The organism is Paraburkholderia phenoliruptrix, assembly GCF_047325075.1.
Lineage (GTDB): Bacteria > Pseudomonadota > Gammaproteobacteria > Burkholderiales > Burkholderiaceae > Paraburkholderia > Paraburkholderia phenoliruptrix.
The window spans coordinates 479,984-492,761 of the sequence record NZ_CP168531.1; the positions used below are offsets into that span (position 1 = coordinate 479,984).

Below are 12,778 nucleotides of genomic sequence, written 5' to 3' on the forward strand. Positions count from 1 at the left end.
CGACAGAACCGCGCACCGCCCGCCTGCCACCGGCGGACGGCGCACGTTTAAAGCCAGTCTTACTCGTAATCCGCGACCGGCACGCAGGAGCAGAACAGATTGCGATCGCCGTATACGTTGTCCGCACGGCCGACCGGCGGCCAGTACTTTTTCGCGATCAGCGTGGGCAGCGGATAAGCCGCCGTTTCACGCGAGTACGCGTGCTTCCATGCGTCGGCGATCACGACCGCGGCCGTGTGCGGCGCGTGCTTCAGCGGATTGTCCTCGCGGTCGGCGCGGCCTTCTTCGACCGCGCGGATTTCTTCGCGGATCGCAATCATCGCTTCGATAAAACGGTCGAGCTCTTCCTTCGATTCCGATTCCGTCGGCTCCACCATCAGCGTGCCCGGCACCGGGAAGCTCATGGTCGGCGCGTGGAAGCCGTAATCGGCGAGGCGCTTGGCGACGTCGTCGACGGTAATGCCGCTCGTTTCCTTGATGGGACGCAGATCCAGAATGCATTCGTGCGCGACGAGGCCGCCCGGGCCCGAGTACAGCACCGGATAATGCGGCGCCAACTTCTTCGCCACATAGTTCGCATTGAGGATCGCGGTTTCCGTCGCCGCCGTGAGGTTCTTCGCGCCCATCATTGCGATGTACATCCACGAGATCGGCAGGATCGACGCCGAGCCGTACGGCGCGCCGGACACAGCGCCGATGCCGTTGGGCGCGCGTTCGTAGCCCGACGAAATCTGGTTCGGCAGGAATTGCGCGAGATGCGCGCCGACCGCGACCGGACCGACGCCCGGTCCGCCGCCGCCGTGCGGAATGCAGAAGGTCTTGTGCAGGTTCAGGTGCGAGACGTCGCCGCCGAACTGGCCCGGCGCCGTCAGACCGACCATGGCGTTCATGTTCGCGCCGTCTACATAGACCTGACCGCCGCGCGCATGCACGATCTCGCAGATTTCGCGCACATTCTGTTCGAACACGCCGTGCGTGGACGGATACGTGATCATGATCGCCGCGAGTTTGTCGGCGTGCTGATCGGCCTTCTTCTTCAGATCTTCGATGTCGACGTTGCCTTGCGCGTCGCAGGCAACGACCACGACCTGCATGCCGGCCATTTGCGCCGAAGCCGGGTTCGTGCCGTGCGCCGAAGCGGGAATCAGGCAGACGTTGCGATGAGCCTCGCCGCGCGACGCGTGGTACGCGTGGATGATCAGGAGGCCCGCGTATTCGCCCTGCGAGCCCGCGTTCGGCTGCAACGACACGGCCGCGTAGCCGGTGGCCGCGACCAGCATGGCCTCCAACTGATCGATCATTTCGCGGTAGCCGACGGTTTGCTCGGCCGGCGCGAACGGATGGATCTGGCCGAATTCGGGCCACGTGACCGGCAGCATTTCCGAGGTCGCGTTCAGTTTCATCGTGCACGAGCCGAGCGGAATCATCGAACGGTCGAGCGCGAGGTCTTTGTCCGACAGGCTGCGCAGATAACGCAGCATTTCCGTTTCCGAATGATGACGGTTGAACACGTGATGCGTGAGGTAGGCGCTCGTGCGTTCGAGCGATGCCGGCACCGACGCCGTGTCCGAAGCCACCACTGCCGAGTCCAGCGCGTCGACTTGCGGCACGTCGCTTGCGCCCGCGGCTTGCGCGAAGACGGCGAGCAGATCGGCGAGATCGCCGCGCGTGGTCGTTTCGTCGATCGACACGCCAACTTGCGTCTCGCTCACACGGCGCAGGTTGATGCGCTTTGCGTTGGCTGCGTCGTGCAGCGCCTGCGTGCGCGCGCCGGTGTCGAACGTGAGCGTGTCAAAAAACGTTTCGTTGACGAGCGAGTAGCCGAGCTGCTTCGCGCCTTGCGCGAGCAACGCGGCGATGCGGTTCACGCGCAGCGCGATGGTCTTCAGGCCGCGCGGGCCGTGATAGACCGCGTACATGCTGGCCATGATGGCGAGGAGCGCCTGCGCGGTACATACATTCGACGTCGCCTTTTCGCGGCGAATGTGCTGTTCGCGCGTTTGCAGCGCGAGGCGCAGCGCGGGGTTGCCTTGCGCGTCGACCGTCACGCCGACGAGACGGCCCGGCATCTGACGCTTGAATTCATCGCGCACCGCAAGGTAAGCCGCGTGCGGACCGCCGAAGCCGACCGGCACGCCGAAACGCTGCGTATTGCCGACCGCCACATCCGCGCCCCATTCGCCCGGCGGCGTGAGCACGGTGAGCGCGAGCAGGTCGGCGGCGACGACCACGTGGCCGCCCGCTGCGTGGATGGCTTCGGTGAGCGCGCGGTAGTCGCGCACGTCGCCGTTCACGCCCGGATATTGCAGCAGCACGCCGAATGCGTTCGCGTTCGCGGCTTCATCTGCGGGACCGACCTTGACTTCGATGCCGACCGGCGTGGCGCGCGTTTTCACCACTTCGATGGTTTGCGGCAGCACGTCGTCGGCGACGTAGAACACATTCGACTTCGGTTTGCCGACGCGCTGCAGCAGCGTCATGGCTTCGGCCGCGGCGGTGGCTTCGTCGAGCAAGGACGCATTGGAAATGGCGAGGCCGGTCAGATCGACCACCATCTGCTGAAAGTTCAGCAGCGCTTCCAGACGGCCCTGTGAAATTTCCGGCTGATACGGCGTGTAAGCCGTGTACCAAGCCGGATTTTCCAGCACGTTGCGCAGGATCACCGTCGGCGTGTGTGCGTTGTAATAGCCCTGCCCGATGTACGAGCGGAACACCTGGTTCTTGTCCGCCAGCTCGCGCAGGGCGGCGAGCGCTTCGGCCTCGCTTTTCGGCTGCGCGAACGGGCCGAGCGGCAGCGGCTCGGTGCGGCGGATCGTCTTCGGAATGACGGCGTCGATCAGCGCCGCGCGCGACGCGAAGCCGAGCGCTTCGAGCATGGCTTGCTGGTCGGCCGAATCCGGGCCGATGTGCCGTTCGGCGAAGGCGTCATGCACTTCGAGCGCGGCAAGCGAGAGAGGAGTGCGGTTCATCAGACGATCCGGGTGTTCGAGCTTCATGGTGTTCCTGGCGGTGCGGCCGGCCTTATGCGAAGGGCGCGCCGCACCTGACGGTTAGACGAGAGGTGAATCAGGCGCCGATGGACTTAGAGTACGCGTCGGCGTCGATCAGGCGGTCGAGCGTGGCGTCCGACGCGGGCTTGATCTTGAAGAGCCAGCTTTCGTACGGCGCGCTGTTCACGGAATCCGGCGCGTCGCCCACGGCGCTGTTCGCCTCGATGACTTCGCCCGAAACCGGTGCGTAAATGTCCGACGCGGCTTTCACCGATTCGATCACGGCGACGGTGTCGCCCGCGGTGACGGTCTTGCCCAGTTCCTGGACTTCGAAGAAGACGATGTCGCCGAGCGCTTCCTGCGCGTGGTCGGTAATGCCGACCGTCAGCGTGCCGTCCGCTTCGGTGCGGACCCATTCGTGCGATTCGGTGTATTTCAGGTCGGCCGGGATGCTCATTGGATGCTCCTATGCGGTGTGATTCGGTAATGTCTGGATAAGGTGACGCGCGCGCCGGTTGCCGGCGGCGGCTTAGCCCGCCGCGAGCACTTTGCCGTTGCGCACGAACGGCAGTTTTACCACGCTTGCAGGAACGGATTTGTCGCGAATCTGCACGTGGACGGTGTCGCCCGGCTGCACGCCTGTCGGCACGCGCGCGAAGGCGATGGATTCCTGCATCGTCGGGGAAAAGGTGCCGCTCGTGATTTCGCCTTCGCCGTGCGGCGTGACGACCTTCTGATGCGCGCGCAGCACGCCCGCGGCCTTGCCGTTTTCCTTCAGCAGAATCAGGCCGACGAACGCCGCCTTCGAGCCTTCCAGCTCGAGCTTGCTCTTGCCGACGAATTCGCGCGGCGAAGCGAGGTCGACGGTCCACGCGAGGCCGGCGTCGAGCGGCGAGACGTCGTCGTCCATGTCCTGGCCGTACAGGTTCATGCCGGCCTCGAGGCGCAGCGTGTCGCGCGCGCCGAGACCGGCCGGGCGCACGCCTTGCGCCTGCAGCGCGTTCCACAGCGCGACCACATGATCGGCCGGCACGATGATCTCGAAGCCGTCTTCGCCCGTGTAGCCGGTGCGTGCAACCGTGAGTTCGCCGAACGGCGTGCTGTCGACGCGTGCCGCGTTGAAGGGCTTGAGTGCCTCGGTGGCGGCACGCGTGGCCGGCACCGTTTGCCAGAACTTCTCGCGGGCGTTCGGCCCCTGCACGGCGACGATCGCGAGATCGCGGCGCGGCGTGATGGTCAGGTCGAAGCCGCCTTCATTCAACTGCTTGAACCACGCGATGTCTTTCTCGGCGGTGCCCGCGTTGACCACCACGCGGAAATGCTCTTCGCCGAAGTAATAGACGATCAGATCGTCGATCACGCCGCCTTCCGGGTTCAGCAGGCACGAATACAGCGCGCGGCCCGGCGTTTGCAGCTTGCCGACGTTGTTCGCCAGTGCGTATTCGAAGAAAGCGCGCACGCGCGCGCCGGTGAAATCGACGACGCACATGTGCGAGACGTCGAACATGCCCGCGTCGGTGCGCACCGCGCGGTGTTCGTCGATTTGCGAGCCGTAGTTGACGGGCATGTCCCAGCCGCCGAAATCGACCATGCGGGCGTTGAGCGCACGATGGGTGGCGTTGAGCGGAGTGTGTTTGAGTTCGGTCATGGGGCCTCGGGCGTCTCGCGAAACAAAAAAGGCCATGCGGCGCCGCGCCTCGCGCCGTGTGGCTGCGAGCGTGGTGCTGCATGGCCCCTCTGTCCTCGATACCTGAGAGATTGCGCTGCCGCGGCGAGGTTGACTCGTCGCGGCTGAACGCGCGCCCCTTCGGTGGGCAGCTTGCCGGGTCTGCGCAGCGTATGCGGTGCAGACGGCTACTGCCGCTCTCCAGAGTGCGAAAAACGGCGCCGGGGTGTTGCGTGGATCTTGCGTGGCGCGGGTTTCTCGACGCGTTCGGTCCTTTTGCCTGAGAGTTTGCGGGTGTGCCCCTTCGGCGGCGCGGCCTGCGAATCCAGCGGCCAGCGCGCTCTCCCGACGCGTGCGGCGAATGTACGCGAGGCCCGAGGGCTTGTCAAATCAAGGGCGGATTCGCCGGGAATCTGTCCTTGATGTGGGCCTTCGTCTGTCTTTCTTGACCCTCGGCTCGCCGTTATTCGCCGATTGCGTGCGCCGCGCCGTCCAGTTCCTCGTTCAGCACGCGCTGTTCGTCCGCGGACAGGCCGCCGCCGTGCTGCGCGGCCATGTCGTGCGCTTCCCGCCGGATTACCTCAAGCCGATGATGCAGCTCGCCGCCTTGCGGGGGCGGGTAATAGCCGAGATTCACGCGATTGTCGATACGGCGGCTCAGGTTGTCGATGCGGCCGTCGACCTGATGCAGCCGTTTGTCGGCGATCTGCTGCGGGTTCGGGCGCGGCGCCGGCTCCTGCTGCGGCGCGACCACGCAGGCGGCGAGGGAACTGAGCAAGGCGCATGCGGCGAGCGCGCGAATGGTACGTGGCATGGACTCTCCGTCAATCGTTGTCGTTTTTGGATGCTGCAGACGTAGCAACGGCTCACGGCGCACTCGCGCTGACTGCTGAAGGGCGCTGATTTGTAACGTTATATTGCTTTCGGCTTTGTCAGCTGTCGGGCGGTTTGGCCGGCGCGCGCGATAGTTCCTCGCGCGCCGGCGCCTGCGGCAACTTAACGGATGCGCTCGAACGGCAGGCGCACGCCTTCGTCGGAGCTGTGCGCGGCGAGTTCGATGATCGTCATGACGTCGACGGCGTCTTGCGGCGTCACGGGGAACTTCGCGCCGTGCTGGATCGCTTCGGCCAGAGCGATGTAGAAGTTCACATACTCGCCGTTGCGCGTGGGGACTTCCCGTTCGACTTCGCGGTCGCCGTCCAGCACGCGCAGCGTGCCCGCCGCGTTGCCCGCGGCGAAGCCGTCGTCGCCGGGACGCAGGCCGGCTTTCAACTGGTCTTCCTGCGTGTCCAGTCCGTACTTCACGTAGCTGCCGCGCGTGCCGTGAATGGTGAAGCGCGGCGCGACGATCGCGGTCAGCGCGCTCGCGTGCAACAGCACTTCGAATTCGCCGTAGCCCAGCTGGATGTGCACGTAGTCGGGCGCGCTCGCCTGATCGCGATGTGTGCGCACCGTCGCCGAGACCGTTTGCGGCGCGCCGAAGAGCGCGAGCGCCTGGTCGATCAGATGCGGTCCGAGGTCGAACAGCAAACCGCCGCCGCGCGAGGCTTCTTCGCGCCAGCGCTGACGCACCTCGGGCCGGAAGCGGTCGAAATGCGATTCATAGTGCGTGACGCGCCCCAGCTCGCCGCTGGCCAGCAGATCGCGCACGGTCAGGAAGTCGCCGTCCCAGCGGCGGTTGTGGAACGGCACGAAGAGCTTGCCCCGCGCGAGCGCGATGTTGGCGAGCGTGCGGGCGTCGGCGGCGGTGAGCGTCACCGGCTTGTCGACCACGACGTGCTTGCCCGCTTCCAGCGTGCGGCGCGCGAGGTCGAAGTGCGTGTCGTTCGGCGTGGCGATTACGACGCAGTCAATCTCGTCGAGCGCGAGCAGGGCGTCCAGGTCGGCGACGACCTTGGCGTGCGGATAGTCGGCGCGCGCGGCCTCGGGCTTGCCCGTTGCGATAGCCGCGACGCTCGCGCGGCCGCAGTGCTCGATCACCGGCGCATGAAAGGTCGCGCCGGCAAACCCGTAACCCATCAATCCAATCTTCAGCGATGCGGACATGCGTGTCTTCCCGGAAAAACGGCGCGCCGCCTGGCCACCGCGGCGGCGGCGCGCAACGCCGTCATTGTGGCATGGGGCGAAGTTGGCGTGCCTCGGCGGCGCGCGGCGGGTTTTGTGCATGAGCTGCTGGTTGGACGCGTGAGCTGCGAGAAGCGCCGGCTGAATTTATCCGCCGATTTCATCCGTGTTAACATCGCTCCTCTCGCGCGGAACGGGACGCGCCAGACGGGGCGCGCCAGACCCTCTTTCTTTCCTCTCGCCGCCGCATTTCAACCGCAACGCCCATCCACACACGATGTCCGCAGGCCTGAATCCCGCTCAAAGTGAAGCGGTCCGTTATCTTGACGGGCCGTGTCTCGTGCTCGCCGGCGCGGGCAGCGGCAAGACGCGCGTGATCACGCAGAAAATCGCGCACCTGATCGAGGCGAAGGGCTTCGAGCCGCGCCATATCGCGGCTGTCACGTTCACGAACAAGGCCGCGGCCGAAATGCGCGAGCGCGTCGGCAAGCTGCTCGAAGGCAAAACGCTGACGACGCCCGGCAAGGAAGGCCGCAAAGTGCCCGTCAATCAGTTGACGGTGTGTACTTTCCACTCGCTCGGCGTGCAGATTTTGCGGCAGGAAGCGGAGCACGTCGGGCTGAAGCCGCAGTTCTCGATCATGGATTCCGACGACTGCTTCGGCATGATCCAGGAGCAGGTCGGATCGACGGATAAGGGGTTCATCCGCAAAATCCAGTCGATCATTTCGCTGTGGAAGAACGGCCTCATCATGCCGGAAGAGGCGATTGCGATTGCCGCGAACGAGGACGAGCATCAGGCCGCGATTGTCTATCGCAATTATGTGGCGACGCTGCACGCCTACCAGGCGGTGGATTTCGACGATCTGATCCGCCTGCCCGCCGAACTCTTCGCGAAGAACGAGCAGGTGCGCGACCGCTGGCAGAACAAGCTGCGTTATCTCCTGATCGACGAGTATCAGGACACCAACGCGTGCCAGTACGAATTGCTGAAGCAACTGGCCGGCCCGCGCGCCGCGTTTACGGCGGTGGGCGACGACGACCAGGCTATTTACGGCTGGCGCGGCGCGACGCTCGAAAATCTTGCGCAGCTCGGCAAGGATTTCCCGAAGCTGCACGTGATCAAGCTCGAGCAGAATTATCGTTCGACGGTGCGCATTCTCACGGCCGCGAACAACGTGATCGCCAACAACCCGAAGCTCTTTGAAAAGAAGCTGTGGTCCGAGCACGGTATGGGCGATTCGATCACCGTGACCGCCTGCAACGACGAAGAGCACGAGGCGGAATCGGTCGTGTTCCGTCTGTCGGCGCACAAATTCGAGCGGCGCGCGAACTTTCGCGATTACGCGATTCTCTATCGCGGCAACTTCCAGGCGCGCATTTTCGAGCAGGTGCTGCGCCGCGAGCGGATTCCGTATGTGCTGTCAGGCGGCCAGTCGTTTTTCGACAAAGCCGAGATCAAGGACATTTGCGCGTATTTGCGCCTGATTGCCAACGCGAACGACGACCCCGCGTTCATCCGCGCGATCACGACGCCGCGACGCGGCGTGGGCAATACGACGCTCGAGGCGCTCGGTTCATTCGCGGGCCAGGCGAAGGCGTCGCTCTTCGAGGCCGTGTATATGGGCGGCATCGAGGCGCGCCTGTCGCCGCGCCAGATCGAACCCATGCGTGCGTTCTGCGACTTCATGCAGCGCCTCACCGACCGCGCCGAAAAAGACGCGGCCGGCACGTTGCTCGACGAGTTGATGGACGCGATCCACTACGAAGCGTATCTCTACGACGCATTCGACGAACGTCAGGCGCAGGCGAAGTGGCAGAACGTGCTGGAGTTCATCGAATGGCTCAAGCGCAAGGGCACGAAGGCGGAACCGGACGATGCGGCTGGGGCTGCGAGCGGCGAGGCAACGGGTTACGACACGGCGGACGGTTTGACCGATACCGGGAAGAATCTGCTCGGCTTGATCCAGACGGTCGCGCTGATGTCGATGCTTGAAGGCCGTGAAGAAGACCCGGACGCGGTGCGGCTTTCGACCGTGCACGCGTCGAAGGGTCTCGAATATCCGCATGTGTTTCTGGTCGGCGTCGAGGAAGGCATCATGCCGCATCGCGGCGGCGCGGACGACGAACCGATCGACGACGCGCGCATCGAAGAAGAGCGCCGTTTGATGTATGTGGCGATCACGCGGGCGCAACGCAGCCTGCATCTGAACTGGTGCAAGAAGCGCAAGCGCGCACGGGAGACGGTGGTGTGCGAGCCGTCGCGGTTCATCCCCGAAATGCTGCTCGACGATGCGCCGCCGCCCACGGCTGATGAGGCGCCGATGTCGCCCAAAGACCGGCTTGCGAGTTTGAAGGCGTTGTTGCAGAAGGCTTGAGGGTGGGCCGCTTGCGCGTGCGAGTCCGCAAGACCCCGCTGGCCACAGGTGCTTCGCCTGTTTGAGCGGACCTGCGCGCTACAGTGGCGCAGCTAGTTGGTCGCCATCATTCGTGCGCCTTCGAGCATGCCAACCGGAGACCGCCCGCATGAACTCGCCGCTGCCGCCGCCGCACGTGCCCTACGTGCGCGCTTTGGAAGCCTACATCGACGCCAAGGACAACACGCGCCCGCAGCGCATGGCCGACGCGTTCGCGTCTGACGCCGAGCTCACCATTTCGCTCGCGACGTCGACGATCACATTTCCCGCGCGGACCGGCGGAATTGATGCGATTACGAAAACGCTGGTCACGGATTTTGGTGCGACTTATACGCGGTGCCGCACATATTACGTGTGCGACTCATTGAGGGCGCGCGACGGGGCGATCGACCCGCTGCCTTGGCTGGTGCTGATGCGCGAGCCCGCGGCGGGTGCGTTGCGCGTGGGCCACGGCGTGTATCGGTGGACTTTCGACGACACGGGCAGCGTGAGCCGCTTTCATATTCACATCGCACGCATGGACGTCGTGCCTGATGCCGATGGCACGTTGCTCGAGGCGTTGCAGGAAGGCTTGAGCTATCCGTGGCTTGCGCCTGCTGAATTGCAGGCGCGCTTCGTGGAGCATGTGCGCAGCTTGCCCGAGCTCGCTTTTGCAGAGGCGTTCAGCCGTCCGGCAGATGCGCCCGTCTGAAAACTGTCTATTGCGCGGCATCGCGGTGGGTCAAATCCATCCCGCAAAATAAATCCCTGCCCGCGTGGCCGCGGTGCAGGGATTCCGGTGTCGTATGGCGCAAGGCCGCTAATCTTCGCGCTGCGCCGGGTGAAACAAGCGTACGTTACTTAACCGCGCTCACCATGTAATCGACGGCGGCCTTCACGTCCGCATCCGACGCGTTCGAGCCGCCTTTGGGCGGCATCGCGCCCTTGCCGTGCAGCGCGTAGTTGTAGACGGTGTCCATGGGCTCCTTCAGGCGCGGCGCCCAGGCTTCCTTGTCGCCGAACTTGGGCGCGTTCAGCACACCCGCTGCGTGACACGCCTGGCAAACCTGCTGATACAAGGCCTTGCCCGCTTGCGATGCATCGGCGCTTTGCGTCGCACCCGACGGCGGCGCGGCGGCTTGCGGCACGCTTGCCATGGCGGCCATCGCTGCGGCGGCTTGAGCCGCGCCTGCATCGGACGCGCCGCCTGCCGTCGCCGTTGCAGTTGCCGCCGATGCCGCAGCCGCGCCCGCAGCCGGTTGCGCCGGTTCGGCGAAGCTCGCGCCCGAGTTGTTGGCCATGTAGGCCACCGCGCGGGCGATTTCGAAGTCGCTGTAGTCGTCGGGGCTCGTGCCGCCGCGCGGGGGCATGGCGCCTTTGCCGGTCAGCGCGGTATGCAGCAAGGTGTCGAAGCCTTGCGAGATGCGCGGCGCCCAGTCGGCGGTATTGGTGAATTTCGGCGCGCCCGCTGCGCCCGACGCGTGACAGGCCGAGCACACCGCCTTGTAGACTTCCTCGCCGGTCTTGTAGACGCGCGGCGCGTTGGCATCGCGAATCTCGACCTGAGCGATGGGCTTGATGCGGGAGGTGACTTCGGCTTCGGAGAGACTGTCGGTGCCGGCGCCGGTGCGCGTCGAATTGTCGACGTAGTAAGCCAGCAGAACGATGATGACGATCGGCACAGCAAACCCGGCGATGACCGCGGCGATGAGCTGTCCTGGGGTTTTGATCGGGGCTCCGTGTGGTGCTTCGCTCATGCTTGTCTCGTCTCCGTGGGTATGTGAGCGGTACAGCGCGACGGCAACTTCTTGTTCTTGATCAGCCACGGACGATTATAGACGCAAGCTTTCGACGGCGGCGAGAGGCGCGGCGAGCTGTTCAGCAGGCGTTTACCCGCATCGTGCGAAGTCGGTTGGGCTGGCGGGGAAGGCGGGGCGAGCTGCCTGCAAAGCCCGGAGAAAGGCCTTGGAGGCCGTCCGGTGGACGCTGTGGCCGAAACCGGGTATGCTTCCGGTCTCGCTTGGGCGCCGCTTTTGTTCTGAATGCTGCGCCGAGTGTGTCCGATTTAGTGTTTGTTGTTGTCTAAGCGCCCGTAGCTCAATGGATAGAGTACTGCCCTCCGAAGGCAGGGGTTGCTGGTTCGATCCCAGCCGGGCGCGCCAATTCTGACAAGGGTTTCAGCGGTTTTCCTGCTTCAGCATTTCCCTCCAGTACAGTGAAAATACAGTTGGTACAGTCAGCCGGTGGCCGTCTGCAGGTCGACGACCTGTGTGTGCGGCTGGACCCAGCGTGCCAGGTGATCGGCCGACAGGTGCGCGTAGCGTTGCACCATCTCCAGCGTTTCCCATCCTCCCAGCTCCTTCAGGACCTGTAACGGCGTGCCGCGCTGCACATGCCAGCTGGCCCACGTATGTCGCAGATCATGCCAGCGGAAATCGCGGATGCCGGCGCGCCTGAGCGCTTTGGTCCATGCAGCCGTCACGGTCTGATAAACCGGCTTGCCGTGGTACACGAACACGCTTTCGACGTACTCCGGCATGCGCTTCTTGCCGCGCTGTCGCCGTAGCACCGCGATTGCCGTGTCCGACAGCGGCACGGTGATCGCCTTGCGGGCTTTCGCCTGGTCCGGATGAATCCAGGCGACGGCCCGCGCCAGATCGACCTGCGACCACTGGAGGCCCGTCACGTTGGCACGGCGCAGCCCGGTCTCGAGACTGAACTGCGCCATGTCGGCCAGATGCGCCGGCAGCTCGGCCAGCAGACGTTCGGCTTCCGCCAGCGTCAGCCAGCGTATCCGGCGCGACAGGATCTTGGCCTTTTTCGTCCTTGGCGCCCGGTCGATCCACTCCCATTCGACCGCGGCATTCAGGACGGCCTTGAGGACGCCGACGACGCGGTTCACCGTTCCGGCGCTGACATTGCGGCCGAGCTTCCGGGGACCTTTGCGGGTCTGGACGACCCGGGGCTCCATCCGCTTGATGTGCGCAATCGCGTCGATGCGGTTGCGGTCAATATCGGTCAGCAGCACGCCCGAGAGGTGCTGATCGAGCCACCGCAGATGCGTCTTGCTGGTTTCCAGACTGGCAATGCCTTCACGTTCGCTGACATAGCGGACGACCGCATCATTCCAGGTGTAGCGCGGCTTGTGACCGAGCCTGGCCTGGTTCCACAGATCCACTCTCAGGCGGTCGTAGAACTCCTGCGCCTGCTCCTTGTTGCTGGTGCCAGTGCTGCCCTGTACGACCGGGCCGCCACCGGGCGGGGAAAGTCGGTAATACCAGTTCGGACTTCTACTTCGTTTATAGAGCGACATTTTTCATCTTCCTGATGATCGCCCTGCACAACTCGCGGAATCCATTCTCCTGCGAGGTAACGATGCAGCGCAATCGTGGAGAACATCCAGCGCTTGCCTACCTTCCGGCCCGGGAGTTCGCCGGCCTTCGCCTTGAGCCTCACCGTTTCCGGATGCGCGCCGAGCATTGCCGCTGCCTGAACAAGATCGACAGTACTCATCGGCGGCTCTCCAGACGGACGCGAGATGGGGGCACACGCGGCGCAACTCGTGGACACGTGGATTGCCGGGCGGGCAGTTGCAAGTCATTGATCGGTAAGGGAACGCCTGCCATCAGTTGCCATGAGTCAGCCGATTCCGGCGTGGCTGAC

General features: G+C 64.7%; 9 protein-coding genes, 1 tRNA gene, 1 pseudogene and 2 riboswitches. Of the genes and pseudogenes, 3 read left to right on the plus strand and 8 right to left on the minus strand.

From position 1 onward, the window contains the following. Positions 1-59: 59 nt before the first annotated feature. The 5 genes from gcvP to ACEN8U_RS14075 form a co-directional block, all read right to left on the minus strand. The gene (gene gcvP, locus ACEN8U_RS14055; protein WP_310104466.1) at positions 60-2,996 is read right to left on the minus strand and encodes an aminomethyl-transferring glycine dehydrogenase; all 2,937 of its coding nucleotides are present in this window, start codon (positions 2,994-2,996) and stop codon (positions 60-62) included. Positions 2,997-3,066: 70 nt separating this feature from the next. Then, positions 3,067-3,447, minus strand: coding sequence for a glycine cleavage system protein GcvH (gene gcvH, locus ACEN8U_RS14060; RefSeq protein ID WP_310104463.1), 381 nt, complete (start codon positions 3,445-3,447; stop codon positions 3,067-3,069). 72 nt (positions 3,448-3,519) lie between these two features. Further along, the gene (gene gcvT, locus ACEN8U_RS14065; protein ID WP_310104461.1) at positions 3,520-4,638 is read right to left on the minus strand and encodes a glycine cleavage system aminomethyltransferase GcvT; all 1,119 of its coding nucleotides are present in this window, start codon (positions 4,636-4,638) and stop codon (positions 3,520-3,522) included. Positions 4,639-4,717: 79 nt separating this feature from the next. Then, a riboswitch (glycine riboswitch) is annotated at positions 4,718-4,871 on the minus strand. A gap of 42 nt (positions 4,872-4,913) precedes the next feature. After that, a riboswitch (glycine riboswitch) is annotated at positions 4,914-5,014 on the minus strand. Between the two features lie 105 nt (positions 5,015-5,119). Continuing rightward, on the minus strand, positions 5,120-5,470 hold the full coding sequence (locus ACEN8U_RS14070) for a hypothetical protein (protein WP_013590030.1): 351 nt from the start codon (positions 5,468-5,470) through the stop codon (positions 5,120-5,122). A 182-nt stretch (positions 5,471-5,652) separates the two neighbouring features. Beyond that, positions 5,653-6,702: an oxidoreductase gene (locus ACEN8U_RS14075; protein ID WP_015004068.1), complete on the minus strand. Its 1,050-nt coding sequence runs from the start codon at positions 6,700-6,702 to the stop codon at positions 5,653-5,655. 295 nt (positions 6,703-6,997) lie between these two features. On the opposite strand from ACEN8U_RS14075, the gene ACEN8U_RS14080 reads away from it, so the two are divergent. Then, a complete protein-coding gene (locus ACEN8U_RS14080) occupies positions 6,998-9,097 on the plus strand; it encodes a UvrD-helicase domain-containing protein (protein ID WP_310104455.1) in 2,100 nt (699 codons plus the stop codon). A gap of 148 nt (positions 9,098-9,245) precedes the next feature. Continuing rightward, the gene (locus ACEN8U_RS14085) at positions 9,246-9,827 is read left to right on the plus strand and encodes a hypothetical protein (protein WP_015004066.1); all 582 of its coding nucleotides are present in this window, start codon (positions 9,246-9,248) and stop codon (positions 9,825-9,827) included. Positions 9,828-9,972: 145 nt separating this feature from the next. Here ACEN8U_RS14085 and ACEN8U_RS14090 read toward each other — a convergent pair whose 3' ends face one another. After that, the gene (locus tag ACEN8U_RS14090; protein ID WP_310104450.1) at positions 9,973-10,872 is read right to left on the minus strand and encodes a c-type cytochrome; all 900 of its coding nucleotides are present in this window, start codon (positions 10,870-10,872) and stop codon (positions 9,973-9,975) included. A 329-nt stretch (positions 10,873-11,201) separates the two neighbouring features. Between ACEN8U_RS14090 and ACEN8U_RS14095 the strand changes: the two genes are divergently transcribed. Beyond that, a tRNA-Arg gene (locus tag ACEN8U_RS14095) sits at positions 11,202-11,277 on the plus strand. Positions 11,278-11,351: 74 nt separating this feature from the next. On the opposite strand, the gene ACEN8U_RS14100 is transcribed toward ACEN8U_RS14095, so the two are convergent. Together ACEN8U_RS14100 and ACEN8U_RS14105 are read right to left on the minus strand one after the other, a co-directional pair. Then, complete coding sequence (locus ACEN8U_RS14100; protein ID WP_310104447.1) at positions 11,352-12,428, minus strand: site-specific integrase; 1,077 nt, start codon at positions 12,426-12,428, stop codon at positions 11,352-11,354. Between the two features lie 110 nt (positions 12,429-12,538). Further along, positions 12,539-12,628: pseudogene (locus ACEN8U_RS14105) on the minus strand (DNA-binding protein); the annotation flags it as partial. Positions 12,629-12,778: the final 150 nt, after the last annotated feature.